The organism is Burkholderia plantarii, assembly GCF_001411805.1.
GTDB lineage: Bacteria > Pseudomonadota > Gammaproteobacteria > Burkholderiales > Burkholderiaceae > Burkholderia > Burkholderia plantarii.
Genome location: NZ_CP007212.1, coordinates 1609220 through 1636211 on the forward strand (window position 1 = coordinate 1609220; position 26992 = coordinate 1636211).

Here is a 26992-nt window from a genome sequence, read left to right on the forward strand (position 1 = left end):
GTCGGCGACGAGCGAGGGCGGCCGTCCCGACGCCCCGACGGCGAAGCCGGCTAAAGCGGCCGAAGCGGCCGAAGCGGCCGGTGCGCCTGCGCCGTCGCCGCGCAGCATGCCGCTTCGCGGCTCGCGGCGGCGGCGATCCGCGCGCTGGCCAGCTCGGAGAACACGAGCGCGACGCCCACCACGGCGCTCGCGAGGTAGCCGAGATGATGGCTGCCCACCACCGGGATCGCCGCCGCGCCGATCACGCCGGCGATCGACACGCCCACGTAGGTGGCCGAGGTACTGAGCCCGACCAGCACGGCCGCCATCGGCGGGTTCAGGCTGACCAGCCGGAACTGCTGCGGCACCAGCACGCCCCACGCGCAGGCGCCCCACACCGTGACGGCGAGCGCGGCGCTCCAGAGGTGCCGGCCCGACCACGGCATCGTGACGATCACGCCCGCCACGGCGACCAGCATCACGACCACCACCTTGCGCGAGCCGATCCGGTCGAGCACGCGTCCCGTCATCAGGTTCGAGAACGTGCCGGCCAGCCCCCAGAGCACCAGCAGCATGCCGAGCACGACGGCGCTGCCGCCGACGGCGCGGTCGAACACCACGGAGAAGTCGTCGTAGATGACGAAGGTGCCGATCTGCGCGAGCACGGTGGTGGCGAGCGTCAGGACCACGCGCGCGTCGGTGAGCGGCGCGAGGCGCTTCGCCAGCGAGATCGCGGGCGGCAGCAGCACCTCGGGCAGCAGCGCCTGGATGCCGGCGAAGCCGGCCGCGCCGAGCAGCGCGACGAACGCCATGGTCCAGCGCCAGTCGGCGATGCCGCCGATCACGGCGCCGAGCGGCGTGCCGAGCGCGGTGGCGGTGGTCAGCCCGGCGACGATGATCGACAGGGCGAAGCCGCGCCGCTGCGGCGCGACCAGCAGCGTGCCGGTGCCGCTCGCGGTGGGCGAGAACATCGCGGCGCCGAGGCCGGCCAGCGCACGCATGGCCAGCGCGATGCCAAGGTTCGGGGCCAGCATCGTGCCGAGATTGGCGACCACGAACAGGCCCATGCCGCCGAGCAGCAGGCGCTTGCGCGCCACGCCGGCGGCGAGCGCGGCGATGGTGGGCGCGAGCAGCGCGAAGGTCAGCGCATAGACGATGATCAACTGGCCGGCGGCGCCGATGCTGACGTGGAACGACCGGGCGATCTGAGGCAGGATGCCCCCGAACACGAAGCTGTCGGTGCCGAGCGCGAACATGCCGAGCGCCAGGGTGAGAAGACGACGATCCATGAGACTCCCCCTTCTTGAGACGTGGGTTCAAAATAGTTTCGTGACGCAACTTCAGGTGGCGCGCCGGCGTGGAGAAACGCATCGGGACGAATGACACCTGTTTGGAATTCGAGGAAGTGGAGAGCGGAATCGGACGGGTTCGACGTCGACTGGCGGAAATGGCCGGCGGAATCGATCGCCCGGCCGTGTCGCGCCGCGGCTGGTCGGATGAAATCGTGGCGTCGAAGCCCGGCCGGAAAGCCCCGGCGATGGCGGGGTCCGCCATCCGCGTCAGGGCCGCTCGCGCTGCGTCGCGCCCATGTCCGCGCCCGCGTCGACAGGCGAATGGCATGACACGGACGAGCCGCGCAAAACCGGTAACGTTCTCCAATTCATACGATGGTGACGCCCCTGGCCCGTCGCTACAGTGACGCCATTCGGCCCCGCGTGTCGCGGGGCCGTCGCACGTTACGTATCGATCGCATGACGAATCCCATCCTTCCGGCCGGCGACGCACTGCGTGTCGCGATCGCATCCCGCATCGCCGGGCACCTGAACGTCGACGCCGGGCGGCTGCAAGCCGGCGTGCCGTTCGCCGAGGTGATCCCCGATTTCGATTCCCTGATCCTGCTCGAGATCGTGCTGATGCTCGAAGGCGAGTTCGGTCTGAGGCTCGACGAGGTGCCGACCGGCCAGGCCGACAGCGCCGCGTCGTCGCCGGCCAATCTCGAGGCACTGGCCGCGCAGATCGAGGCGGCCGCCCGCCGCCTGAAATACGCGCCCGCGGAGCCGCTCTGATGCGCGCGCCGCGCGCCGTGGTGATCACGGGCATGGGGGCGGTGTCGCCGCTCGGCGCGACCCCGGTTTCGATGTTCGCCGCGCTCTGCGACGGGCGCAGCGGCATCACGCGGCATCCCGATCCGGCGATCACGCGCTGCGTCGGCGTGGCCGACATCGATCCCACCGTCTATTTCTCGCGACGCATGCTCGATTGCTGCGACCGCGCCACGCTGCTCGCGGTGATCGCCGCGCAGCAGGCCGGCAACGCGGCCGCGCTGCACGACGAAGCGCTGCGCGAGCGGTGCGGCGTGTTCATCGGCACCGGTATCGGCGGCGTCGGCTCGCTCGTGGAGGGCGTGCTGTCGTTCCACGGCCTGATCCGCAAGGGGCCGAAGCTGATCATTCCGGCGGCGATGCCGAACGCGATCGCCGCGCATGTCGCGATGCAGCTCAAGACGCGCGCCGAGGCGCAGACCTACGCGACCGCCTGTACCGCCGGCGCGGTGGCACTCGGCGAGGCGTTCCGGCGCGTGCGCGACGGCTATCTCGACATCGCGCTGTGCGGCGCGAGCGAAGCGATGCTGACGCCGGAACTGATCGGCGCGTGGCAGCAGGCGCGCGTGCTCTGCGACGAGCCGCCCGAGGCGCCGCATACCGGCTGCCGGCCGTTCAGCGCGGCGCGCACCGGGATGGCGGTCGGCGAGGGCGCGGCGATCTTCTGCATCGAGCATCTCGATCACGCGCTGGCGCGTGGCGCGGTGCCGCTCGCCGAACTGGTCGGCTACGGCACCAGCAACGACAGCACGCATCTCGCGAAGCCCGACGCCTCGGGCCAGGCGCTCGCGATCGAGCGCGCGCTGGTGGATGCCGGCATCGGGCCGGATGCGATCGGCTACGTGAACGCGCACGCCACCGGCACGCGCAGCGGCGACGCGGCCGAAACGCAGGCACTGAAGCTCGCACTCGGCAGCCATGCGGCGCGGATTCCCGTCAGCAGCACGAAGGGCGCGACCGGCCATCTGATCGGCGCGGCCGGCGCGCTCGAATTCGCGATCTGCGTGCAGGCGCTGCAGCAGCAGCGCGTGCCGCCGACGCTGTACTTCGACGCGCTCGATCCGCACTGCGACCTTGATCACGTACCCGATCGCGCGCGCCCCGTTGACGGACTCGACTACGTGCTCAGCAATTCGTTCGGCATGGGCGGCAATAACGCGAGTCTGATCCTGCGCAGGATTATTCCGTAGTCCTCTTGTTTTTGTCGTTCGTCAATAATCCAGATTGTTTACGAGACGGCAACGGTCGCCAGCGTTAGAGTCGATGCTCGGCACGGCACGTCGCCATTTCGCGAACCGTTTGCGTGCCGTGGCCGGACGCCCGCCGCCGCGGCGAGCATCCCCCGGCCCGCACCGCGCTCCCCATTTACGCTCGCGGCGTGGGTTCATCCCGGCCGGCCCCGCAGCGGCCGGTCTTCCGACTCCACCGACGCTTCCCGATCCGGGCCGCCGATCGCGCCCGCTCCTTCCCGATGCAACAGATCCTGAACCTGACCGAAAAGGCGCTCCATGAAGCGTTTGGGCGCGTGAACGCGACGCTCGTGCGCGGCACGCGCCATGTCTGGCTGACTGTTGCCGGCGCGGGCGCCGCGCTGCTGCTGATGGTGATCGCGGGCTGCACGATCGCGCTGTCGCTGCGGATCGACGACGAGATGTTCCGGCTGGCCCGGATCGCGCGGCGCGTCGAGACGTTCAGCGTGCGCGAGGCGGAAAACAACCGGCGCGCCGCCACGGCGCTGCTCGCCCGGCTCGCACTCGGCCCTGATCCGGTCGACGACCGGACCGTCGATCGCGCGCTGGCCCCTGGCGCCCGCTGCGTCACGCTTTCTCCCTATGGCGGCGGGGTGCCGCTCTGCATCGTGTTTCCGGCTGCGTCGCGAGCCGCCTATGGGCCCGCGTGGCGGCAGATCGCCGGCGCCGCCGCCAACGTCGCCGCGTTCTCGGCGGCGGTGTCGGCGGCCGAGCACCGGGACCGGCAGGTCTGGGTGGTCGGGCTGGCGCCGCCGTTCGTCGCGATGTCGGCACCGCCGCCGGGCGGCGTGGCCGACAGCGTGCTGCTGCGCGAGGTCAGGGACGCGGCCGCGCGGGCCGGCGGCGCCGGGCTGGTGCGCCACGGCCCGCTCTGGCTCGGGCCGTTCACGGAGGCGGGCGGCGGCTCGTCGATCGCCGTCGCGTCGGCCATCGACACGCGCTTCGGCCGGCTCTACGTGATCGCGCAGCTGCCGGGCGCGGCGCTGGAGGGCCGTCTGCACGACGCGAGCATCGATGTCGGCGCGCACGACGTCGCGCTGGTGTCGCCGGGCGGGCGCGTGGTGGCGGCGACGTCGCCGCAGATGCGCGCCGCGCCCGCGATCCCGCTCCCGCTCTGCGAGCAGCCCGACGATCCCGGCTGGTGCTGGACCTCGGACGGTCTCGCGATCGTGCGCCCGGCCAATCCGCAGATCGGTTTCCTGGTCCACCGGCTCGACTATGCCGAGCTGTTCGGCGCGCTGCGCTGGCCGCTCGGCGGCGGGCTGGCCGGTGCGGTAGCGATCGCGATCAGTGCGGCCATCGCGTCGCGCCGCCGCCGGCGCGGCCGCGAGGAATCGCGCCGGATCCTCGAACGCGAGGCCGCCTATCACCTGCTCGCCGCCGTGACGCCGGCCGCGCTGTTCATTTCACGGCGCCGCGACGCCGTGGTGCTGATCGCGAACACGCTGGCCGGCTCGATGCTCGGCATCGTCGACGGCGAACCGCTGCCGACCCCGCTCGGCGAGAGGCTGTCGAGCCCGCAGATGTCGGAGCGCGATCGCGCCGCGGGCGAGGCGGCGCGCATCTTCCATTTCGAATATCGCGACCGGATCGCGCCGCGCGACCGCTACCTGCGCGTCACGTTCGCGCCCGTGCGCTATCACGGCGATGACGTGCTGGTTTGCGTGGTGGTCGACGTCACGCGCCAGAAGCAGGTCGAGCGCGCGCTCGGCGATGCGCGGCGGCGCGCCGAGGCGCTGGTGCGGATGCGCACCGGCTTCATCGCCGCGATCAGCCACGAGATCCGCACGCCGCTCTCGGCCCTGATCGGCCACCTCGAACTGATGGCCGACGAGCCGATGCCGGACCCGGTGGCCGCGCGGCTCAAGACGATCGAGCAGGTATCGCGCTCGCTGCTCGCTACCGCGAATGACATGCTCGACATGTCGCGCCTGAGTATCGGCAAGCTGCGCATGGTGCCGGAGGATTTCTCGCCGCTCGCGCTGTTCGACGAGGCCGCGCAATTGTTCGGGCCGCTCGCGGTGCGCAACGGGCTGCGCTTCACGGCGTGGCTCTCGCCCTCGCTGCGCGGCAGCCTGCATGGCGACCCGGCGCGCATCGGCCAGATCGTCACGAACCTGCTGTCGAACGCGTTGAAGTTCACGCGGCGCGGCGCGATCGTGCTGCGCGCGCAGCGCATCGACGATGCGGACGGCACCGCGCGGCTCGTCGGCGAGGTGCGCGACACGGGGCCGGGGATCGCCGTGTCCGAGCAGAAGCGGATTTTCGCGCCGTTCGAGCAGGGCGGCCGGTCCCCGGCCCGGCGACGCGGCGGGGCCGGGCTCGGCCTCGCGATCTGCGCCGAGCTGTGCCGGCAGATGTCCGGCCTGATTCGAGTCGAGAGCGAGCTGGGGCGCGGCGCGTGCTTTCGCTTTGAAATCCCGCTCACGCCGTCCGGCGCGAACGACCCCGCGCCGCGCGCACCGGATGGAAGCCGGCACGCGGTGTTCGTGACCGGCGCCGAGGCGGCGGCCGTGGCGCCTGAGGGCATCGAGGCGCTGACGGAATGGCTGCATGCCTACGGGTTCGACGTCGAGCAGCGTGCCGCGATGGCCGAACTGGCCACGCTGCCGGCGCCGCATTACGATCTGCTGCTGCGCGCCGACACGGTGCCGCCGCCGGCCGGCGGCGCGCCTCGGCCGACCGATGCCGAACGCGTGGCCGGCACCGGCTCGCCGAGCTTCGGCGCGGTGCTGCGGATCGTCTGCCACACGGCCACCGACGCGCAGCCCGCGGCGGGCTCGCCAGCCGCGCCCTATCGTGCCGGCGAGCCGTTCGGCACGATCGACGAATGGGACGTGTCCGCACTGGCCCGCGCGCTCGATGCGCTGACCGGGCGGGACACCGCGCCCTGTCGCGAGCTGCCCGCCGCGGCGCCGCAGTCGCTGCTGTCGCAAGAGGACGGTGAATTGCCGGCGGTGCTGGTGGTCGACGACAACGTCTGGAGCCGCAACCTGCTGGCCGAGCACCTGCGCCGGCTCGGCGTGACGGCCCATGTCGCGCGCGGCGGCACGGAGGCGCTCGCGATGCTGCGCGCCCATCCGGTCGGCATCGTGATGACCGATCTCGACATGCCGGGAATGTCGGGGCAGGCGCTGCTGGCGGCGCTGCGCGCGGACGACTCGCGGCGGATCGTGATCGCGGTCAGCGCGAGCGTCGGCGACGAGGACGTCGAGGCCGGCCTGCGCGCGGGCTTCGACGACTACATCGGCAAACCCGCGACGTTCGACGTGCTGTCCACGGCGCTCTTGAGCGCCTACGCGCGCCTAGGCTACCGCGCTACCACGCTCGGCGATGCGCCGCCGGCGGGGACGGAGCGTCCGGCGCTCGGGCCGGACGAGTTCGCGCGTTATCTCGGCGAGGAACTGGCCGCGTTGCGCGACTGCGTCGCGCAGGATGACGCGCAGCGCCTGTCCCGCCTGCTGCACCGGTTGCGCGGCGCGCTGGCGTGGCAGCGGCTCGATGCGCTGCGCGACGACTGCGCGGCGCTGGAGCGTCTGGCCGAACACGGCGATGCGGCACGCGTGCGAATCTCGGCGATGCGCCTGATCGATGCGCTCGACGCATTGCGCGTGCGCCTCGCGAGCGGGCCGGACGAGCCCGCCGCCGACGCGTCCTGAGCCTTGCGTTCGCCGCCACCGGCGCGCCGCACGGAGCAAATCCACCGAGCCGGCGCGGCGGGCCGGCCCTCAGCGCAGGTTCGCGAGGCCGGCCGCGTGGATGTACTGAATCAGCTCGACCGTCGAGCGGATGTTGAGCTTGTCCATCGCGTTGCGCTTGTGCGTCGAGACCGTGCTGACCGTCACGAACATGCGCCGCGAAATATCGACGACCGACAGGCCGCAGCCGATGTGGCGCAGCACTTCCAGCTCGCGCGGCGTCAGCGCCGAAGCGGGCACGGGCGCCGTGCCGCGCAGCTGCCGCGACAGGTAGGTGTTGCCCGGCACGGCGACCTGGTCGACCGCGGCCAGCAGTTCGTCGAGCGAATCCTCCTTGCAGACCACCGCATGCGCACCCAGGTGCAGCAGGCGCTGCGCGAGCGCGGGATGATTGAGCGCCGTGTAGACGATCACGCGCGCGCTCGGCCAGTTCTTGCGCAGCGCGCTGACGAGCTTCAGCCCGTCGTGGTCGGCCTGGTCGCTGGTGCCCATGCTCAGGTCGGTGATGATCAGCTCGCAGGGATCGGCGCGCAGCTGCTGGAGCAGTTCCGCTCCCGAATGCGAGACGTGGACCACCGTGATGGATGGCGTCTCGCTCAGCAGTTTGGTCATCGCGGCCGCGATCAGCGGATGATCGTCGGCGAGCGCGACGCGGATTCGGCGGTTGATGGAGGGCGATAGAGTCATGATCGGGCTTTCGTCAGTGAACGCGGTGCCGCGTCGGGCGGCGGGGGGGCCGTGCCGCCATGGCCGGCGCGATGGAACGGGCGGCGGCGCGGCGTCATGGCGGGATCTGGCATTGGCGGGTGAATCAGTAGGTGATCGTGAACGTCATCACGCCGTTCGCGACGCCGCCGCGAATTTCCTGGCCCGTCTGCAGGTAGCGGGCGGACATGTCGAGGCGCGCCTCGCCCGAGGCGATCGGCAGCGCCACGCGCTGGTGCCAGTGGATCGGCTTGCCGTCGGCGCCGAGTACCTGGACGCCGACGCCGGTCGCCGCACCGTCGCCGCCGCCGAGCCGCAGCGTGCCGGGCTGGCCCGACGGGTCCGGGGTGGCGTCGAAGCTGAGCCCGACCGCGGAGACGGCGTCGTCGCATCGCAGCCGGATCGAGAACGGGCGACTGCCGGCGGCGGTGCCGATCCCGGAGAAGTCGGTACTGGCGACATCGCCGAAGCGCACCGTCTGCTGCGCCGAGCCGGCGGCCACGTGGCAGCTCGGCACGGTGACGACGATCGGATTGTTCAGCGTGAACACGATGAAATCCTCGTATCCGCTCACGGTGTCGTAGCCATAGCGGCCGGCCGGCACCACGCCCGGGCTGATCGGCCCGGTCTTCACGAACTGGATCTGGAAGTCCCCTTGCGGATAGTAGAGTACGAAGCCCGGTTTGACATTGCGGATGAACTGCGGCGCGTGCCATCCGTTCGGATAGATCAAGCGATAGCCGATGCCGGGCACGTTGGTCGAGAACAGGTCGCCGGACAGGAGCGGGTGCGTGGCGGCGAAAATCTCGGTCGTCCCCACCGGACAGCGTCCGATCGGAACGTACTGGCGCGTCCACTTGCTCGGTACGGGCATCGTCAGGCGGCCTTCCGTGATCACGGTGCCGACCGGCAGCGCGGGGTCGGCGGAAAACGACTTGCCGGGGGCCATCACGATCCGCGTGCCGCCCCAGGCCGGGTTGCGCAGGCAGAACGCGCGGGCCGCCGGTGCGAGGCACAGGAGCAGGACGAGCAGGGCGAGGCGGCGGCCGGTATGCGTCATGGCGTGCTGGAGGCCGACAGCGAGCGGGCCGGCAGGCACGTCAGCGGCTGGTTGCGCCGATGGCGCGTGACCTGGAACCGGCACAGCGCGAGGGACGTGCCGCCGAGTGTGGCGGTGAAGTCGTTTTCGTCGTGCAGGCCGGTCAGCCAGACCCGTCCGAGCGGCCCCACCACGCTGACGATGCGGCGCCGCGCATCGCGGATCATGGTGCCGAACGGCAGCGGCTTGCCATGCACGTCGAGCAGCGTGTTCAAGGAGTGCCAGCCGATCGCGGTCTGGAAATGCAGCCGCGTGATCGCGCCGCGCGTGGGGACCGTGGTGGCGAACGATTGCAGCAGCGTGGCCTCGGCGTCGTCGTCGCCGCTGCGATGGCGATCCTCGTCGAGCCGGATCTGGTTGCGCCGGTACGGCAGCAGGTTGGTCACCACGGCGCGGCCGTCGCGGTTGGTGCGGATCCCCGGGTTGCCGTTGACGAGCGCGCCGCGCAGGCCGGGTGCATCGACGATGGCGGCGGTTTCGTCGATGCGCTGCGACAGCAGCACGCCGCGCGCGTCGCCGATCGCGCCGCCCTTGAATTCGGCGATGGTGCGCGCGGCATGCTTCGCGAACGTCTGCGACAGCGACACCGTTCCCTTCGACCCCGCGTAGGTGGTGGAGGCGTAGAGGCTGCTGTCGCGCTGCGTGCGCGAGGCGTTGGCGGTGTAGCCGAGCCGGCCGTCGTCCAGCAGCGAACCGAACACGCTGGCCTGCTGCGACAGGCCCTGGCGCTGGTCGTAGTTGCCCGAATAGCTGACGTTGGTCGCCCGGCCGAGCGGCAGGTTCAGCGTGAGCAGCAGATAGTTGCTGACGTTGCGGCCGCGCTGGCGGATGTTGCCGATGGCGAGGTTGTAGCTCACGACGCTGTACGAGCCGGACAGGCCAACCTGCAGGATCCGGTCGGCCGGCAGGCCGCCGAAATACGCGCGATGGTCGTAGGACGCGTAGAGCGAGACGGTGCCGCCCAGCCCCTGGTTGACGCCGAACTGGTCGTGCGAGCGCACGCCGTGCTCGATGGAGGTCTGCAGCGTGTCGCCCATCGCGTCGTCGAAATTCAGGAACGCCGCGTTCGTGTAGCGGCGCAGCGAGGCGTTCACGTCGAAGCGCAGGCGCGTGATCGAATTCGCGTAGCGCAGCCGGTAGGCCAGGGACGGCAGGTTGCCCGTCAGGGCCGCCGTGGTGCGCACGAGGTCGGCCGAGACCGCGCCGGCGCGGCCCAGGTCGACGCCCGCGCCGATGCTGCGGGCGGTGTAGCGGGATGCCTGGATCAAGCCGCCGAACAGCGTGAGGCTGTGGCGCATCCCGTGCTCGACCTCGGCCCAGACGAACGGATCGTGACGGCGGCCGCCGTAGCCATCGTAGGCGCCGCCCGCGATGTGATAGCGCGTGCGGCCGCGGCGCAGCATGATCGGCAGCGTGTTGTACGGCTGGCGGTAGCGCGTGACCTTGCCCGCGGCGTCGGTGATCGTCACGTCGAGATCGGCGCCGGCCGACGCGCTGCCGAGATCGTCGATCGAATACGGGCCGGGCGGTACGTACCTGTCGTAGACCACGCCGCCGTTCTGGCGGATCGTGATGCGCGATTCGCTGGTTGCCACGCCGCGGATCACGGGCGCATAACCCTGCAGGCTGTCCGGCACCATGCCTTCGTCCGACTGCAGCGTGACGCCGCGGAACCGGAAGTTGTCGAACAGGTCGCTCGTCGACGACGTGTCGCCGGCCGTCAGCGCGCCGCCGAACCGCGCGAGCGGCGTCGACAGCGAGAACTCGGCCGGCTGCCAGGTGGTCCGCCCGCGATCGAGGCTCGCGTAGTTGCGATTGCGGAACAGCCAGCGGCCCAGGTTGACGGCGGTGTCGAGGTTCAGCGTCGCGCCGGTGTCGCCATTCACGGCGTCGTGGCTGGCGCTGACGTCGTAGTTCGCCACGGCCGCGGTTTCGCCGTAGTTCCACAGGCGCGGGTCGACGGCGCCCGCCGCGCGCCGGATCATCGCGGTCTGCGGCACGGTCACGAACAGCGACTGGGTGCGTGCGACGTAGCGCACGGTCGAGCCGGGGACGAGCGATTCGATGTCGAGGCAGGCGTCGCCGGAAGCAGGGAGGTGCGCCGTATCGACGTCCCAACGATCGAGCATGGCGCGCGTGACGCAGGGCACGACCTGCTCGCCTTTCACGTCGTTCGCGCGGCGCGCGACGAAGCGGATCGTATGCAAACCCGTCTGCTCGCGGTTGAACGTGACGAGGGTGGGATGGCGGCCGGGCAACACGCTGTTTTCCTTTGCGAAGTAGTTGAGATCCACCGGTAGCGCAACGCCGTCCAGCGTCAGGAAGTCGTTGTTGAAACGCAGCGCTTCGTCGCTTCTTGCGGCATTGGCGATGGCCAGCAGCAGCACGGCAAGCGCGAGCCTAGTGCGACGCGGGCCGCGGGCCGCCAGGCGGCAGCGTGACGGTCGGGCTGATGCCGCCATAGTCGTTGATCGATTGGATTCGAACGTCGGCCGGCGGGCAGGACATCCGGGGCATCGGCAACGAAGCATGCGGGTTGATGGTCAAGGATTCCTGCTGATGGGCGCCCGGGCAACCGACGAACAACGAGGCGACATACGGCGAGGTGTTGTCGAGCGAGGTGCCGTCGCGGCTCAACGCCAGGTCGCGGGCCGCGTCGAACGCGCCGTCGAGTCCCGGCGGCCGGTACAGCAGCTTGATGCGCGTGCGGATCGCGAACTGCAGCGTGTTGCCGGCGGACTCCGGCGGCGACGGCGGGATCTCCTTCACGTTCATCCAGTACAGGCGCTCGACGCGCGTGGCCGGCGCCTGTCCGACCAGCGTCACGCGGACCAGGTTGGTGTCGCCCGGATCGAGGCGGAACAGCGGCGGCGCGGCGAAGAACGGGGTATCGAGCGAGCCGTCGGCCGACTCGATCCAGGTTTGCACGATTGCCGCTTCGGTGCCGGCGTTCGTCACCGCCAGCGTTGCGTCCGGATGGTCGGCCGAATAGATCACGCGCACCTTGCCGATCCGGATTTCCGCGCTCGCAGGGTGCCAGGGCAACAGCATCGCGACCGTCAGCGCGAGGGCGCCGGCCTGATATCGCCGACGCCGCGCGGCGGCCGACGTGCGCCGCGACGCGGCATGCGGGGCTGTCATCCCAAGCTCACGGATAGGTCAGCGTGAATTGGGCGATGGCGTTTGCCGTGCCGGAGACGGGCAACTGGCCGCCGTAACCCACGTATTGCGCGGCGAACGGAATCTCGCTGGCGCCCTGTTTCAACGGCACGCTTTCCGACAGCTTGTCGAGGCTCAGCGTCTTGCCGTCCTGGTAGAGCTGGATGGCGACGTTCTTAGCCGCGCCCGGCTCGTTCCGCAGGCTGAGAAGCCCGTTTGCCACCTGTGTGCCGCTGAACGTCACCTGGACGTTTTTCTTCAGGGCGGTCGAGCAGTTGCTGAGCTTGATGCTGAAGGGCGTCTTCGGGGCACTGGTGTCGAGCACGGCGCCGGCGCTGACGTCCTGCATGTTGACCGCGACGGTTTTCCCGTCGGTGGAAATCGTGCAGGGCGTATCGACGATGTGGCCGCTGAAGTTGACGGTGCCGTCGACCGCATGCGCCGAGGTCGAGGCCGCCAGCGCGAGCAGCGCGCCGGCGAGGCAACGAAATGAATGCGTGTTCATGGAAGGAGTCGTGTGGTGGGTGGAAGCGGGTCAGGCGATGGACGAGGGCTGGCTGCGACGGTGGGCCGGTGCCGCCAGCGCGCCGGCGATGCGGCAGAAGGGCAGGAAGGCGAGGCGGCGAACCAGCATGCCGCCGAGATGCGGCCGGGCCGCCAGGCCGAGCTGGTATGCGGAATCGCTCGCGAGCCAGCGGGCCGGGCGGCTCAGGCAGGCGGCCAGCGCCGGCTGGCGCCGCATCCGCGCCACCAGCCAGCTGCCCCAGATGCGATAGCCGTGCCAGTCGCGCGTGCTCAGCACGCGCCGGTAATAGAGCGTGTCGATGCGCAGTTGCTCGTCGGAGAGGAGGCCGGATTGATGGAGTTCGACGCAGACTATCTTGTTCTCTGGGCCCCAAAGACTCGGGTCGTGATTCATGTTGGTTTCACGGGAGAAGAGGAGGTGAAGAAGTGCGGGAAATGATAGTTCCTTGTAAGCAATGGTTGAACAGGGGTGACGTGATATGCATAGGATTTCGAATAATGTCGAGACGGTGATCGTGATGCGGGAAAAACCCACATGGGGTTGGTTTCAGCGTCCTTTCAGGGCGTTTTTTTCTTGATGTGCGTCACGGCGTCCGATGTGCTGCTTTGACATCGAGAACGAAAGGCACCTACCATTCGGCCTGTTCTCACCTTCGGAGACTTCAGTGCAAGCCGATGCAGGCAGTAGTGGGTTACGCCCCCATCCTGCCGCCGACTGAGGATTCGACGCACTTCCCTGCGCCGCATCCCGGAACGCGGATGCGGTGTCATCTCGCCCGACCGGGCAGATTTCCCGCCTGAAGACTGATCGACCGGGACGACCCGGATGCGCCGCCTGACGGCGGCCGGCCCGCGGCGTCGATCGGAAACCTTTCACGACATACGACCCGGATCGCCCACGGCAGGCAACGCGCCTGCGCGGTGACGCGTGTTCCGCTCCTGTTCCCTGCTCGCGGCGCCGCCAGTGCGTTGACGCGACGGTGGCGCGCGCCCGTTTGCCGGGCGTCGCCGCCGGATGTCGTCTGGCGCCACGGTCGGCCGGCGGTCGAGGGCGGTGCCACGGTTTGGCGGTCCATGTCGAATGTCACGACGGACTCGCCGTGCCCGAACCGGGCGCGGCGCCGGGTTTCGTAATCACGGAAATCGGTTGGCAGTCCGATTCATTGACGTGGAGACGAGCCATGAAACTCGCCGTTCGCTCGCAATTCATTCTCAGGAGTCAGCTGTATTTCTCGCTGGGCCCGATCGCCGGCCGGGACGCGCGCAGCTCCGTCCTGCCGCGCCTGGTGCCTCGCTTCGCCCCGCGTCGCGCCGTGCCGGCCACGCGCTGCCGGCGCCGCGCTCGCGTCGTGCCGGAGCGTCCCCGAGCCGGCCTCTGAGCGCGGCCCGTGCCGGCCGCACCGCTTTCCCAAACCGTTCCGTAGCCCAGGAGCCAGCAACATGAAGTCACTTGTTTTTCCGAAGCGCCGCGACGTCTCGCTCGGCAGCGACGCGATCGTGCTCGTCTGCATCGCGCTGTTCGCGTGGTTCTTCGTGACCGCGTGGATCGACATGCACCGCCCGGCCAGCGAGAACCCGGCGCTCGCGCTCGCGCCGGCGAACCTGCTGTACTACTCGGTGCGCACCACCATGCGCTTCCTGATCGGCATGGTCTGGTCGACGCTGTTCTCGCTGGTGTTCGGCGTGCTCGCCGCGCGCTACGCGCCGATGCGCCGCGTGATCCTGCCGTTCGTCAATTTCATGGAGTCGGTGCCGCTGGTCGGCTTCATGACGTTCACGACCGGCTTCTTCCTCGGCCTCTATCCGCACAACACGATGGGGATGGAGTCGCTCGCGATCTTCGCCGTGTTCACCGGCCAGGCCTGGAACATGATGCTGACCGTCTACCAGACCATGCGCGTGGTGCCGAAGGAACTGCGCGAGGTGGCCGATTCGTTTCGCTACAACGCATGGCAGCGCTTCTGGCGCCTCGAATGGCCGTACTCGGTGCCGGGCTTCCTCTGGAACGCGATCAACTCGCAGGCGGCCGCCTGGTTCGCGCTGGTCGCCTCGGAGGCGATTCCCGCCGCCAACGGCGACACGGTGCTGCTGCCCGGCGTCGGCTCGTATGTGTCGATGGCGCTCGACGCGGCCAGCTATCGCGCCGTCATCTACGCGCTGGTCGCGCTGGTGCTGAACATCGTCGTGATCGACCAGTTCATCTTCCGCCCGCTGGTGCGCTACACGATCCGCTTCAAGAACGACGATTCCGCGGCCAAGCGCGACATGCAGTATCGCTCGTGGTTCTACGACTGCCTCGCGAGTTCGCGGATCGCGCGCTCGGCGGGCCAACTGCTCGCGCGGCTGGCCGATGCCTGGATCTTCCGGCTGCCGCGCGTCTGGTACGCGCTGCGCCTCGACCGCGCCACGCGCCTGCTCGCGCGCGCGAACTGGCTCTGGTCGACGATCTGGTACTTCGCGCTCACGGTGGGCTGCGCCTATGGCGGCTACCAGCTCTGGGAATATTTCCCGAAGGACAACCTGGCCGTCCTGCCGTGGTGGATGCTCGAGACCGCCGGGCGCGTCACGCTCGCGATGCTGCTCAGCTGCGTGCTGTTCGTGCCGCTCGGCGTCTGGATGGCGAGCCACCCCAGGCGCCTGACGGTGTTCCAGCCGGTCGCGCAGGTGCTCGCGGCGGTCCCGCCGAACATCTACTACCCGCTGATCGCGCTGTTCGTGATCACCGCGCACCGCTCGCTCGGCTGGTGGACGATCCCGATGATCATGGTCGGCACGCAGTGGTACTACCTGTTCAACACGATCGCCGGCACGCTCGCGATTCCCACCCAGATCACCGAAGTCAGCCAGATGTTCCATGTGAAGGGCGCGATGTGGTGGCGCAAGTACATGCTGCCCTCGATCTTCCCGTACATCGTGACCGGCACCATCTCCGCCGCGGGCGGCGCCTGGAACGCCGCGATCGCCGCCGAGGTCGTGCAGTGGGGCTCGCGCACGGCCAGCACCTCGGGCCTCGGCGCCTTCATCTCGACCACCACCGGCAATGGCGACAACGCGGCCGCCGCGCTCGGCTGCACCGCCATGTGCTTCATGGTTGCGCTTTGCATCATGTTCGTCTGGCAGCCGCTGTACCGCTTCGCCGAACGCAAATTCCGTTACGACTGATCCGATCCCAAGGAGTCACCTCATGAAGAACCTGTCGAACCCGTCCCGTGTCCCGGCGCCGCTGCCGTCGCACTTCCTCGAACTGAAGAACGTCAACAAGACCTTCATCGGCCAGGGCGGCGTGGGCCACGAAGTGCTGCACGAGATCAATCTCGAGATCGGCGTCAACGAATTCGTCAGCATTCTCGGCAAGTCCGGCTCGGGCAAGTCGACGCTGCTGAAGACGATCGGCGGGCTGGTGCAGCCGACGCTCGGCGTCGTGTCGCTGCGCGGCGAGGAACTGACCTGCCCGCACAGCGCGATCAGCATGGTGTTCCAGACCTTCGCGCTGTATCCGTGGCTGACCGTGTTCGAGAACATCGCGTTCGGCCTGCACGCCAACGGCATCGAGGCGCCGCGCATCGATCACGAGGTCGCCAACCTGATCCGGCTGATCGGGCTGCAGGGCTATGAAAAGGCGTTCCCGCGCGAGCTGTCGGGCGGCATGAAGCAGCGCGTGGGCTTCGCGCGCGCGCTCGCGATCGAGCCGGACCTGCTGCTGCTCGATGAACCGTTCTCGTCGCTCGACATGTTCACGGCCGGGAAGCTGCGCAACGACCTGATGGCGATGTGGACCAGCCGCCAGATCGGCACCGCGTCGATGATCATGGTCACGCACGACGTGACCGAGGCAGTGATGATGTCCGACCGCCTCGTCGTGCTCGGCTCGAACCCCGGCCGCATCATGCACGAGATCTCGATCGACACGCCGCGCGCCGAGCGCACGGTGCGCAACATGCTCGACCGGATCGAGCACGTGACCGATCTGCTGAACACGCAGATCGCGCTGTCCTACGCCTGACACCGGCCGGCCGCCCGCCGAACGGGCGGCCGGATCACGGTGTTGTCAATAAACGAAGGAATCCTTAACGAAAGCATTGCCGGCAACACCGGATCGATGCACAACCCACCTGCGATGAAGAAGATGAACCTGTTCCTGCGAAAGCGCGACGCCGCCGCGCTCGGCGCGCTGCTGGCGCTGCTCGTCTCCCGCGGCGCCTGCGCGGCCGGCACCGAAGCCGACGCGGCCCCCACCGACCTGATGCAGCGCGCGACGCTGTTCGGCGACTTCGGCGGCATACGCCCCTGGCTGGCCGATCACGGCGTCGATCTGGGCCTGCAGGAAAGCTCCGAGTATTTCCGCAATTTCACGGGCGGCACGCGGCGCGGCGGCGAATACAGCGGCACCACGCAGCTGACGATCGGCGTCGACACCAGGAAGGCGTTCGGCCTGCCGGGCGGCACGTTCAACGTGTCGGGCCTGCAGATCCACGGCCGCAGCCTCAGCATGCACGATCTCGGCCTGATGCAGAACGCGGGCGGCCTCGAGGCGGATTCCGGCACGCGGCTGTGGGAACTCTGGTACAGGCAGTCGCTGTTCGACGGCGCGTTCGACGTGAAGATCGGCCAGCAGAGCCTCGACCAGGAGTTCATGGTCAGCGATACCGGCGCGGTGTTCGTGAACGCCGCGTTCGGCTGGCCGGGCCTGCCGTCCGTCGACATGCCGGCGGGCGGCCCCGCCTATCCGCTGTCGTCGCTCGGCGTGCGGTTCCGGCTCGCGCCGTCGCCGCACTGGACGTTCCTGGCCGGCGCGTTCGACGACAACCCCGCCGGCCCCGGCGACGGCGACCCGCAACGCCTGAACGCCCACGGCACCACGTTCAACCTGCATGGCGGCACGCTGCTGATCGGCGAGGCGCAATACGCACTGAACCCGGATGACGGCGCGGCCGGCCATTCGCCCGCGGGCCTGCCCGGCACCTACAAGGTCGGGTTCTGGTACGACACCGGGCGTTTCGACGACTTGCGCGACGGTGCCGACGGCGTGCCGCTCTCGGACCCGGCCAGCGGCGGCACGGCGCGCTCGCATCACGGCAACTACGGCCTTTACGCGATTGCCGACCAGACGGTCTGGCGCGCGGCGGGCGGCCCGCGCGCGCTGAGCGTGTTCGCCGAGGTGATGGGCGCGCCCGACGACCGCAACGTGGTCGGCATCGGCGTGAACGCGGGTCTCGCGCTGAAGGCGCCGTTCGCGGGGCGCGACGACGATGTGGCCGGCATCGCGGTCGGCTATTCGCAGATCGGCTCGCATGCGCGCGCGCTCGACCGCGATACCGCCGCCACCACGCCGGGCTATCCGCGGCGCAGCGCCGAGACCGTGGTCGAGGCCACATACCAGTATCAGGTTGCCCCGTGGTGGCAGTTGCAGGGCGATCTGCAGTACGTGTTCCGGCCGTCGGGCGGCATCCCGAATCCGCTCGATCCGGGCCGGCGCATCGGCAATGAAGTGATCGCCGGCGTGAAGACGGTGCTGCAGTTCTGACGCGGGCGCGATGAAGCGGCGGCGGCGGGGCGGCTTGCCGTCCTCGCCATCGTGGAGTGTCGGTTGCGGCCGCAACGATCGATGCAGGCTTCGTGGCGGCCGATGCTTGCGAAGTCGATGTGAAAGCATTCTTTCGGCATTCCGAAAGCCTCGGCCGAGGTCGTGCATGCCGGTCGCACGCGTTGCGCCGCGCCGACGTAACATGCGGTTTCCACGAAGCACGCTCATTCGGGCGGGGGAGACATCCATGAAAAGAACGGCTCGCGTCGCGCTGGCGACGCTCATCGTCGCGGCGGCGTCCGTCGCGCACGCGCAGGGCTCCGGGATCAGCCGCACGGAGGTGCTGAAGCAGGACGTGTCGGTGCCGGGGCGCCAGGCGGTGGTCGCGCGCGTCGAGGTACCGCCGCACGCGGTGCTCGGCTGGCACACGCATTTCGGCGACGAGATCAGCTACGTCACGACGGGCGACCTGACGCTGATGGTGGCCGGCAGGCCGCAGCAGACCGTGCATGCCGGCGGCGCGTTCGTGGTGCCGGCCGGGATCGCACACAGCGTGCGCAACGACGGCACCACGCCGGTCGAACTCGTGACGGTCCACGTCGTCGACAAGGGCAAGCCGCTCGCCACGCCGGCCTCGGCGCCGGTGGCGACGCAATAGGTTCGCCTGGCCCGCCCGGCTCGCTTGCCGGCCGGTATCGCGCGTATTCCGCGGTGGCCGTCGGGCCGGCGCGTTTTCTCATCATCAACGGGAGCAGGACATGGATCTCGGTATCAACGGCCGCTCGGCGCTCGTCACGGGCGCCTCGAAGGGCATCGGTCTCGCGAGCGCGATGGCGCTGGCGAAGGAGGGATGCAGCGTGCATCTGGTGTCGTCGAACCCCGACGCGATCGAGCGCGCGAAGCACACGGTCGAGGCGGCCTTCGACGTGCCGGTGCGCGCCACCGCGCTCGATCTGGCCGACGCGCGGGCGCGCGAGCAGCTGCTCGCCTCGGCCGGCCCGATCGACATCCTCGTCAACAATGCCGGCGCGATCCCGGGTGGCGGCCTCGGGGCCGTCGACGAGGCCGCGTGGCGCGCGGCCTGGGAGCTGAAGCTGTTCGGCTACATGGATCTCGCGCGGCTTGCGCTGCCGGCGATGATGGCGCGCGGCAGCGGCGTGATCGTCAACGTGATCGGCGCGGCCGGCGTGACGCCGCGCTACGACTACATCCTCGGCTCGACGGCCAATGCCGGGCTGGTGGCGTTCACGCAGGCGGTCGGCGCGCACGCGACGACGCGCGGCGTGCGCGTGGTCGGCATCAATCCGGGACCGTGCGCCACCGAGCGGCTCGAAAAGCTGTACCGCAGCCGCGCGGAAACGGCGTTCGGCGACGCGTCGCGCTGGCGCGAACTGCTCGACGCGCTGCCGTTCGGCCGGCCGTCGGAGCCCGAGGAGATGGCCGATCTGGTCGCGTTCCTCGCCTCGGATCGCGCGTCGTACCTGAGCGGCGTCGTGATCGACGCGGACGGCGGGGCGAAGTACCGGTGAGCGGGCGGGGCGGCGCGGACAAGCGCCGCCCCGGTGGTGCCTGATTCATGCTTCGCGGTGCCGGGATGGCAGGGCGGCGCGGCCGGCGCGATCGACAGTGCGGTCGATGCGAAACCGCCCGCCCGGACGCGGGACCGGCTCAATGCAGCGTCGGGAAGCCGTGGCGTTCCGTCAGCAGCGCGAGAATGCGCTTCGGGTCGGTCACGAAGCGCGTGGTGCCGAGCGTCTCGGCGTCGTCGGGCGCCGGGTGTTCGTCGCCGAGGATCAGCACGGGTAGCCCCTGATGCGCTTCATCGAGCGCCGCCACCACGGCAGGGCGAGGCCGCGCGAACGGCACGCGGCGCACGTCGAGCCGCGCGGCGCGCGTCGGGTCGCTCGCCAGCAGCCCTTCGATCGGCAGCCCGTGCGGGCAGACGAAGCGCTCGGCGGGATGGGCCGGATCGGTGAAACCCGGTTCGAGCAGGAGCAGGAGATCACGGCTCATGAAGTTCGGTCCTCGTGTGATCGATCAGGGGAGGGCCTGATTCTGCCGGTGCCTCGCGGCGTCGGCCACGAAGAAATCGAGCCAACCATATGCGCGATCGTGCTAATCGCGCGGCGGCCTGGTCAACTGGCGTCGTCGTCCTTCACATAGGACGCGAGCCCGTTGCCGAACGACCACTCGTCGCGCGCGTTCGGCGTCAGCGTGATCATCACGTCCTCGGGGCGCAGGCCCGGATCGCGTGCGAGATTGGCCGCGATCGCGGCGAACAGCGCCTTTTTCTTCGGCGTGTCGCGCCAGTTGCCGGCGATGATCTGGATGATCACGAGATCGTCGGTGCGATGGATGCCGAGATAGTCGGGGTCGTAGATCAGTTCGTCGCGCTCGTGCTGGTGAACGAGCTGGAAACGGTCGTCGGCGGGCGCGCCGTAGGCTTCCATGAGCGCGCGGTGAACGCCGTCGCCGATCGCGCGGATATACGCCGGGGATTTACCCTTGATGAGGGAGAGATGGACAAGCGGCATGTCAGGACTCCTTGAGGTTCACGGGATGGATGCCGGCACCGGCGCCGGCCCGGAAACCATTGTGGGGAAGGGTGAAGCCGGCTTTGGCGTCGTGCTTGACATCGCTACGATAGGCGCCAACAATTATTCTGAAAATTTGAAATTTATGAATTAATACTTCCATAAAATCGAATCATGGCTTCCCGCACCAATCTCGACATGGACGTGCTGCGCACCTTCGTCACCGGTTTCGAACTGGGCAGCTTCGCGCGCGCGGCCGAGCGGCTCGGGCGCTCGCAGTCGGCCGTGAGCACGCAGCTGCGCCGGCTCGAGGAGCAGGTCGGCCAGCCGCTGGTGCAGAAGTCGGGGCGCGGGCTGGCGCTGACCACGGCGGGCGAGAGCCTGCTTGGCTATGCCAAGCGGCTGCTCGCGCTCAACGACGAGGCGGTCGAGAGCCTGCGCGGCACCGACGTGGCAGGCTGGGCGCGGCTCGGGCTGCCGCAGGATTTCGCCGAGGGCTGGCTGCCGGCGGTGCTGCAGCGTTTCGCGCGCGCCCATCCGAAGGTGCGCGTGGAGGTGCAGGTCGACCGTGCGGTGCCGCTCGTCGAGCGCACGCTGCGCGGCGAACTCGACATCGCGCTGGTGTGGGGCGAATCGGCAGGCATGCCGCGCGGCGAGAAGGTGGCCGACGTGCCGCTACAGTGGATCGGCGCGCCCGGCTGGCCAGGCGTGGCCAGCCTCGGCGCCGAGCCGCTGCCGTTCGCGGCGTTCGCGCCGCCGTGCGGCTTCCGTTCGGCGGCGGTCGCGGCGCTCGACGCGGCCGGGCTGCCGTGGCGGCTGGTGTTCACGAGCCCGAGCCTGTCGGGGCTCTGGGCCGCCGCCGAGGGCGGCCTCGGCATCACGGCGCGCACCGCCATCCATCTGCCGAAGACGCTGGCCGCGCTCGATCCGGCCGCCACCGGCCTGCCGCGGCTGCCGTCGATCCCGCTCGTGCTGTGCCGCGCCGAGACCGATCCGCCGGCCGCCGTCGAACGCCTCACCGCGATCCTGCTCGAGATGGTCCGCGACGAGATCGGCATGGCGGCGGAGCGCGCCGCCTGAGGCTCGAATCGTTCGATTCCGGCGAAGCAAGCATTTCAAACTTTCAACTTTTCAGAAGCATGACGTCTGCCTAAGCTGGGGTCTCGGGGCTGCCTGCGCGGCCCGTCCAAGCCAAGGAGAAGCAGAATGCCCTTCATCGACGTCAAGGTGGCCGGCCGGCCGCTCGAACCGCAACAGGTTGCGCACCTCCAGAAAGGCGTCACCGCGCTGATGGCCGAAGTGCTCGGCAAGGTCGGGCCGCTCGTCGGCGTACTGGTCGAACAGGTGCCGCTCGCGGCCTGGAGCGTGGGCGGCGAGCCGGTGCGCCGCGTGGCGCAGGTCGATGCGATCGTCAGCGCCGGTACCAATACCCCCGAGCAGAAGGCCCGTTTCATCGCCGAAACGGCGCAACTGCTGCGTTCGGTGCTCGGCCCGGAGCTGTCCGAGGTCTGCTACGTGGTGGTTCACGAAGTGCCGAAGGACAGCTGGGGCTATGACGGACTGACCCAGGCGCAGCGCGCGCAAGGGGCGGCGCGGCGGTAGGAGGCGCGGCGGTAGGAGGCGCGGCGGGCGCCGTGGCCGTGCCGCGCGCCGGGCGCGCGACGCCAGCCCGGCGCACCCGCGGCCACGCTCACGCCGCGTGATGCCACTCCCGCGCCGCGCGCGCCAGCCCCGCCGCCGTGTGCAGTACGTTCGGCTCGGCCGGTACCGCGCCGCGCACGCGGTCCAGCTGCGCGCAGGCGGCGCCCACCACCTGCTCGACGCTGACGTCGTGCGCGCAGGCGTGATCGTGCGGGCATTCCTGCGGCTGACACGGGCGGCACGGCGGGTAGTCGGCCAGCGCGCGGTCGGGCGGCGCCGGGCGGCGCGTGTCGCTGCCCGCGACCACCACCACGCAAGCCGTGCGCACGGCGGCGGCGATCCGCGAGATGCCGGTGTCGTTGCAGACCACCAGGCGCGCACGCGCCACCAGCGCGGCCATCCCGCCCAGCGAGGTCAGGCCGGTGAGATGCAGCGCGGGCGCGGCCATCTCGCCGAGCACGGCACCCGTGAACGGCGCGTCGGCGGTGGTGCCGGTGATCGCGATCTGCCAGCCGTCGGCGGCGAGGTTGTCGGCCACGGCCGCGAAACGCTCGGCCGGCCAGCGGCGCGACGGCAGGCGCGCGCCGGGATGGATCAGTACCAGCCGCTCGGGTTCGAGCCCGTGCGCGGCCACCAGCGCCGCGCATTCGTCGCGATCGCGCTGTTGCAGCGGGAACGCGAGCTGCCGGTCGATCGCGCGCGCGCCGAGCGCCTCCATCAGCGCCAGATAGCGTTCCGATTCCGGCCGCGCGTCGGGCCAGCCGATGAAGCAGCCGCGCGGCCTCGCCTCGCCGGGCTCGACGCAGACCTGCCTGCCGGCCCCGTTGACGAGGATGTCGAGGCCGCCGAGGCCGTCGACCGCGTCGGTCACGAGCTGCCGGCAGAAGGCCTCGTCGGCGATGTCGCCGGGCAGCGCGAGCGCCTGGCGGCCGGCGTCCTCGACGAGTTTCACGACCTCGCGGGCATCGGCTTCCTCGCTGTGTAAATAGTTCAGGGCGAGGCTGGCGCCTTCGCGCGCGAAGGCGATCGCCACGGCGCGGCCGATGCCGCTGTCGGCGCCGGTGATCAGCGCGCGGCGGCCCTTCAGGCGACCCGTGCCGCGATAGCTGGTTTCGCCGTGGTCGGGCTTCGGGTGCATCTCGCGGGCGAGGCCCGGCGCGGGCTGCGGCTGCTTCTCGAAGTCGGGACGCGGGTATTGCGTGAGCGGATCACGCATCGTGGTTTGATCCATGCTGCCGGACATGGCGAAGCTCCTGGTCGTGAACGGGAACCGGGATCGCGATCCCGAGGCTCGCGAGAGATCGAGCAACGCGTGTGCCCGGCCCGGCGAAGCCGCGCCGGGCGCGGACAATCGGGTGATGCGGCGAAAGAGAAGTGAAAGATCGTCGAGGGAGAGAGCGGGCCGGCGGGCGTCGACCGGCGGGCAGCCGGGGTAGCCGCGGCGCGCGGCTGGCGCGGGCCGGCGGGCCGATTCAGTCCGGCCGTGGGGACCCGTCGTCCGCACGGGCCGAGAGGCGGCAATCCGGTTCAGCGGCCCGGTTCGGCTCGATGGCCGGGGCCGACGCGGCGGCTTGGATTCGACCCGGGTTCGACCCGGTGTGGTCGGGCCGGCGCGGCTTGATCCAGCTCGCCCGATGCCGGAACGCGGCCACCCCGCGCCGCCCGACGTCATCCGGCGCAGTCTGGCCCCGCTCGGCGCCGCCAAGTCGCGCCGGTACCGCCTAGTGCCGACGCGCCACCGCGTCGGTGCCGGCGGTGGCGATCGCGCGCTCGATATCCTCGAGCGTCGCCGGCTTCACCAGATGGTGGTCGAAGCCGGCCGCGCGCGTGCGCTGGCGGTCGCTTTCCTGGCCGTAGCCGGTCAGCGCGATCAGCAGCGCGCCGGCCGTGGCGGGCAGGCCGCGCAGCGCGCGCGCGATCTCGTAGCCGTCCATGCCGGGCAGGCCGATGTCGAGCATCACCACCTCGGGCCGGAACATTGGCGCGGCCGCGATTGCCGACGCGCCGTCGTAGAGCGTGCGCACTTCGTGACCCAGGATGCGCAGCAGCACCGACATCGATTCGGCGCCGTCCACGCTGTCGTCCACCACCATCACGCGGCGCTGCGGGCGCGGCGCCGCGTCGGCGGCGTCCGGGCCGGCGGCGGCCTCGTCGGGGACGGCGAGCGGCAGCCGCACCACGAACCGCGAGCCGTGGCCGATGCCGTCCGAACTCACGCCGATGGTGCCGCCGTGCAGTTCGGTGAGCGTGCGCGCGAGCGACAGGCCGATGCCGAGCCCGCCCTCGGAGCGCTTGACCGAGTCGGCCGACTGCATGAACAGGTTGAACACGTCGTCGAGTTCGGCCGGCGCGATGCCGATGCCGTTGTCGGCCACGCTGATCTCGACGGCGCCGGGCGCGATGGCCACGCCAAGCTCGATGCGCCCGCCGTCGGGCGTGTACTTGGCCGCGTTCGACAGCAGGTTGGCGATCACCTGCGAGATCCGGATCGCGTCGCCGCGCACCACGCAGGGCAGCGTCGGCATGTTCACGCGCAGCAGGTGGTGCTTGCGCTCCACGGCCGGCTGGCTGGTTTCCACCGCGGCGGCCACGGCCGCCTCGATGTCCACCGGCTCCATGCGCAGCGCGATCTTGCCGTGGGTGATGCGCGATACGTCGAGCAGGTCGTCCACCAGCCGGCTCAGGTGATCCACCTGGCGGCGCGCGATCATGCGCGCGTCCTGCACCAGCGCCTCGGCCGCGTGGTATTTGGGGTCCATCAGCTCGATCGCGTTGCGGATCGGCGCGAGCGGATTGCGCAGCTCGTGCGCGAGCGTGGCGAGGAACTGGTCCTTGCGGCGGTCGGCGTCGCGCAGCGCTTCCTCGGCGCGGTGCAGGCGCAGCAGCGCACGCACGTTCGCGACCAGTTCGGCCGGCGCGATCGGCTCGGTCAGGTAGCTGTCGGCGCCGCCGTCGAGTGCGCGCACCTTGTCGAGCGACTGTACGGCCGCGGCCGAGGTCTGCAGCACCAGCGTCGAGCGCGTGTGCGCGTCGCGCTTGATCTGCGAGCAGACGTCGATGCCGCTGATGTCGGGCAGCCGCACGTCGAGCAGCACCAGCGCCGGGCGGCGCGCTTCGACCAGCTCCAGCGCGTCCTGGCCGGTGCCGGCCTCGATCACCTCGTAGCCGGCGTGGACCAGCACGCGCGTCTTGGCATAGCGGGCCCCCTCGTTGTCGTCGACGTTGAGGATCAGCGGGTTCAGCGCGGCCATGCGTTGCCTCCGCGCGAGATCGGGGCGTCGAGGCCGCCGGCCGCGCGCGCGCGGGCCACCGTGGCGGTACCGTCAGGGGCCGCCGGGGGCTGGGAGTCGAAGCGCAGCGGCAGCGTGACGTAGAACGTCGAGCCTTCGCCGAGGCGGCTTTCCATGCCGACCTCGCCGCCCAGCAGCGCGGCGAGGTTGCGGCACAGCGGCAGGCCGAGCCCGGTGCCCTTGACGCGCTGCTGCAGATGGCTGCGCACCTGCCCAAATGCCTCGAATATCAATTCCTGATCCTCCTGCGCGATGCCGATGCCCGTGTCCGAGACGAAGAACGTGATGTGCTCGTCGTCGGGCTGCAAGCGCGCGCTGACGCGAATCTCGCCGCGCTCTGTAAATTTGAGCGCGTTCGATACAAAGTTGCGCAAAATCTGCGTGACCTTGGCCTCGTCCGTCAGCATCGACGGCAAGCCCTGCATGTCGTCGAAGATCAGCTGCACGGTCGGGCTGCTCAACAGCGGCGCGAGCGTGGCGCGTACCGCCGCCACCATGTTGTGCGGTTCGAACGGCACCGGCAGCACGTCGGTGCGGCCCGCCTCGATCTTCGCCAGGTCGAGCAGATCGTTGACGATGTCGGTCAGATCCTCGGCCGACTTGCGGATCAGTAGCACTTGCCGTTCCTGCTCGCTGGTCAGTTCGCCGTCGAGCCGGTTCAGCAGCAGGTTCGACAGCGCGCGGATCGAACTGAGCGGGGTGCGCAGCTCGTGGCTCATGTCGGACAGGAAGCGGGTCTTGAGGGAATCGACGCGGCGCAGCTCCTCGGCGCGCTCGTCGAGCTCGGCGTAGAGCGCGACCACGCCGCGGTTGGTGGCCTCGAGCTCGCTCGTCAGGCGCGACAGGTCCTCCTGGCGCGCCTGCAGCTCGGTCAGCGCAGTCAGCAGCTCGTGGTTCTGCTGCTGCAGCTCGGCGAACGGGTTGCGCGGCTCCTGGGCGAACGGGCGCGGCGCGGCGGGCGCGGCCTGCGGACCGGACGAGCCCGGCGCGGCGGGTGAAGCGAGTGAGGCGGGCGGGTCGCCGCGCAGCGCATCGGCCAGCGCCTGCGCGGCCGCCGCCGCGACGGGCGGCCGGTCGGCCGGCAGCACGCGCAGCATGGTCACGGTGGTGCCGCGCCCGGCCGTCGATTCGATCGCGCAGTGATCCATCAGGCGGCGGCAGCCGGCGATGCCGTTGCCGGTCACGCCGGGCCCGGAGCGGTGACTGCCGTCGAGCACGGCCTGCAGGTCGCGGATGCCGGGGCCGTCGTCGCGCACCACGAGCGTGAGCGCCTGCGGCCGCGCCTGAACGTCGAATTCGAACGACACGGTGCCGCCGCCGGCATGGACCAGCGCGTTGCGGGCGACCTCCGACGCCGCGCTGGCGATGCGGGTCTGGTCGAGCGGCGCAAAACCGAGGCCGGCGGCGATCACGCGCGCCTGACGGCGCGCGGCCGCCACCTGTTCCTCGGAATCGAGTGAAATGAGCTGTATCTGGATGGCCATGC

General features: G+C 70.3%; 24 protein-coding genes. 12 read left to right on the plus strand and 12 right to left on the minus strand.

The window, feature by feature from the left end; all coding sequences use genetic code 11:
* Positions 1 to 50: 50 nt before the first annotated feature.
* Positions 51 to 1268, minus strand: coding sequence for an MFS transporter (locus bpln_RS06915; protein ID WP_055138423.1), 1218 nt, complete (start codon positions 1266 to 1268; stop codon positions 51 to 53).
* A gap of 378 nt (positions 1269 to 1646) precedes the next feature.
* On the opposite strand from bpln_RS06915, the gene bpln_RS06920 reads away from it, so the two are divergent.
* The 3 genes from bpln_RS06920 (at position 1647) to bpln_RS06930 (ending at position 6990) form a co-directional block, all read left to right on the plus strand.
* Positions 1647 to 2045, plus strand: a complete 399-nt coding sequence (locus tag bpln_RS06920; RefSeq protein ID WP_141755106.1) for an acyl carrier protein — start codon at positions 1647 to 1649, stop codon at positions 2043 to 2045.
* On the plus strand, positions 2045 to 3271 hold the full coding sequence (locus bpln_RS06925) for a beta-ketoacyl-[acyl-carrier-protein] synthase family protein (RefSeq protein WP_042624552.1): 1227 nt from the start codon (positions 2045 to 2047) through the stop codon (positions 3269 to 3271). Before bpln_RS06920 ends, bpln_RS06925 begins: the two co-directional genes overlap by 1 nt.
* A gap of 281 nt (positions 3272 to 3552) precedes the next feature.
* Positions 3553 to 6990, plus strand: coding sequence for a hybrid sensor histidine kinase/response regulator (locus tag bpln_RS06930; RefSeq protein ID WP_055138424.1), 3438 nt, complete (start codon positions 3553 to 3555; stop codon positions 6988 to 6990).
* A gap of 69 nt (positions 6991 to 7059) precedes the next feature.
* Here the strand turns inward: bpln_RS06930 and bpln_RS06935 are convergent, their stop codons facing one another.
* The 6 genes from bpln_RS06935 to bpln_RS37625 form a co-directional block, all read right to left on the minus strand.
* Positions 7060 to 7716, minus strand: coding sequence for a response regulator transcription factor (locus bpln_RS06935; protein ID WP_042624554.1), 657 nt, complete (start codon positions 7714 to 7716; stop codon positions 7060 to 7062).
* A gap of 124 nt (positions 7717 to 7840) precedes the next feature.
* Positions 7841 to 8794: a fimbrial protein gene (locus bpln_RS06940; protein ID WP_055139470.1), complete on the minus strand. Its 954-nt coding sequence runs from the start codon at positions 8792 to 8794 to the stop codon at positions 7841 to 7843.
* On the minus strand, positions 8791 to 11220 hold the full coding sequence (locus bpln_RS06945) for a fimbria/pilus outer membrane usher protein (RefSeq protein WP_055138425.1): 2430 nt from the start codon (positions 11218 to 11220) through the stop codon (positions 8791 to 8793). The genes bpln_RS06940 and bpln_RS06945 overlap by 4 nt, the downstream gene beginning before the upstream one ends.
* Before the next feature lie 13 nt (positions 11221 to 11233).
* Positions 11234 to 11974: a fimbrial biogenesis chaperone gene (locus bpln_RS06950; RefSeq protein ID WP_055138426.1), complete on the minus strand. Its 741-nt coding sequence runs from the start codon at positions 11972 to 11974 to the stop codon at positions 11234 to 11236.
* 7 nt (positions 11975 to 11981) lie between these two features.
* On the minus strand, positions 11982 to 12497 hold the full coding sequence (locus tag bpln_RS37620) for a fimbrial protein (RefSeq protein ID WP_226993614.1): 516 nt from the start codon (positions 12495 to 12497) through the stop codon (positions 11982 to 11984).
* A 30-nt stretch (positions 12498 to 12527) separates the two neighbouring features.
* A complete protein-coding gene (locus bpln_RS37625; protein ID WP_244486968.1) occupies positions 12528 to 13052 on the minus strand; it encodes a hypothetical protein in 525 nt (174 codons plus the stop codon).
* 646 nt (positions 13053 to 13698) lie between these two features.
* Between bpln_RS37625 and bpln_RS35155 the strand changes: the two genes are divergently transcribed.
* The 6 genes from bpln_RS35155 to bpln_RS06980 all read left to right on the plus strand — a co-directional run bounded on the left by bpln_RS35155 (position 13699) and on the right by bpln_RS06980 (position 19570).
* Positions 13699 to 13896 carry a hypothetical protein gene (locus bpln_RS35155; RefSeq protein WP_070106394.1) on the plus strand — a complete coding sequence of 66 codons (198 nt, stop codon included), beginning with the start codon at positions 13699 to 13701 and terminating at the stop codon, positions 13894 to 13896.
* A 61-nt stretch (positions 13897 to 13957) separates the two neighbouring features.
* Positions 13958 to 15679: an ABC transporter permease subunit gene (locus tag bpln_RS06960; RefSeq protein WP_042624558.1), complete on the plus strand. Its 1722-nt coding sequence runs from the start codon at positions 13958 to 13960 to the stop codon at positions 15677 to 15679.
* Positions 15680 to 15701: 22 nt separating this feature from the next.
* Complete coding sequence (locus tag bpln_RS06965; protein WP_042624559.1) at positions 15702 to 16520, plus strand: ABC transporter ATP-binding protein; 819 nt, start codon at positions 15702 to 15704, stop codon at positions 16518 to 16520.
* Positions 16521 to 16643: 123 nt separating this feature from the next.
* Entirely contained in the window at positions 16644 to 18041 is a 1398-nt protein-coding gene (locus bpln_RS06970) for a carbohydrate porin (protein ID WP_404990976.1), read from the plus strand.
* 247 nt (positions 18042 to 18288) lie between these two features.
* Positions 18289 to 18699, plus strand: coding sequence for a cupin domain-containing protein (locus bpln_RS06975; RefSeq protein WP_042624561.1), 411 nt, complete (start codon positions 18289 to 18291; stop codon positions 18697 to 18699).
* A 100-nt stretch (positions 18700 to 18799) separates the two neighbouring features.
* Positions 18800 to 19570, plus strand: coding sequence for an SDR family oxidoreductase (locus bpln_RS06980; RefSeq protein ID WP_055138427.1), 771 nt, complete (start codon positions 18800 to 18802; stop codon positions 19568 to 19570).
* Positions 19571 to 19709: 139 nt separating this feature from the next.
* Here bpln_RS06980 and bpln_RS06985 read toward each other — a convergent pair whose 3' ends face one another.
* Together bpln_RS06985 and bpln_RS06990 are read right to left on the minus strand one after the other, a co-directional pair.
* A complete protein-coding gene (locus tag bpln_RS06985; RefSeq protein ID WP_055138428.1) occupies positions 19710 to 20054 on the minus strand; it encodes a DUF3088 domain-containing protein in 345 nt (114 codons plus the stop codon).
* A gap of 122 nt (positions 20055 to 20176) precedes the next feature.
* Positions 20177 to 20575, minus strand: coding sequence for a tautomerase family protein (locus tag bpln_RS06990; RefSeq protein ID WP_042624564.1), 399 nt, complete (start codon positions 20573 to 20575; stop codon positions 20177 to 20179).
* Between bpln_RS06990 and bpln_RS36630 the strand changes: the two genes are divergently transcribed.
* The 3 genes from bpln_RS36630 (at position 20574) to bpln_RS07000 (ending at position 22177) form a co-directional block, all read left to right on the plus strand.
* Positions 20574 to 20729, plus strand: coding sequence for a hypothetical protein (locus bpln_RS36630; protein WP_158512012.1), 156 nt, complete (start codon positions 20574 to 20576; stop codon positions 20727 to 20729). The two genes, bpln_RS06990 and bpln_RS36630, sit on opposite strands and share 2 nt — an antisense overlap.
* 20 nt (positions 20730 to 20749) lie before the next feature.
* On the plus strand, positions 20750 to 21655 hold the full coding sequence (locus bpln_RS06995; RefSeq protein ID WP_042624565.1) for a LysR substrate-binding domain-containing protein: 906 nt from the start codon (positions 20750 to 20752) through the stop codon (positions 21653 to 21655).
* 126 nt (positions 21656 to 21781) lie between these two features.
* On the plus strand, positions 21782 to 22177 hold the full coding sequence (locus tag bpln_RS07000) for a tautomerase family protein (RefSeq protein ID WP_055138429.1): 396 nt from the start codon (positions 21782 to 21784) through the stop codon (positions 22175 to 22177).
* Positions 22178 to 22265: 88 nt separating this feature from the next.
* On the opposite strand, the gene bpln_RS07005 is transcribed toward bpln_RS07000, so the two are convergent.
* The 3 genes from bpln_RS07005 to bpln_RS07015 form a co-directional block, all read right to left on the minus strand.
* Positions 22266 to 23459, minus strand: coding sequence for an SDR family NAD(P)-dependent oxidoreductase (locus tag bpln_RS07005; RefSeq protein ID WP_055138430.1), 1194 nt, complete (start codon positions 23457 to 23459; stop codon positions 22266 to 22268).
* A gap of 478 nt (positions 23460 to 23937) precedes the next feature.
* On the minus strand, positions 23938 to 25467 hold the full coding sequence (locus tag bpln_RS07010) for an ATP-binding response regulator (protein WP_042624567.1): 1530 nt from the start codon (positions 25465 to 25467) through the stop codon (positions 23938 to 23940).
* Positions 25455 to 26990: an ATP-binding protein gene (locus bpln_RS07015; protein WP_055138431.1), complete on the minus strand. Its 1536-nt coding sequence runs from the start codon at positions 26988 to 26990 to the stop codon at positions 25455 to 25457. Before bpln_RS07015 ends, bpln_RS07010 begins: the two co-directional genes overlap by 13 nt.
* Positions 26991 to 26992 lie beyond the last annotated feature (2 nt).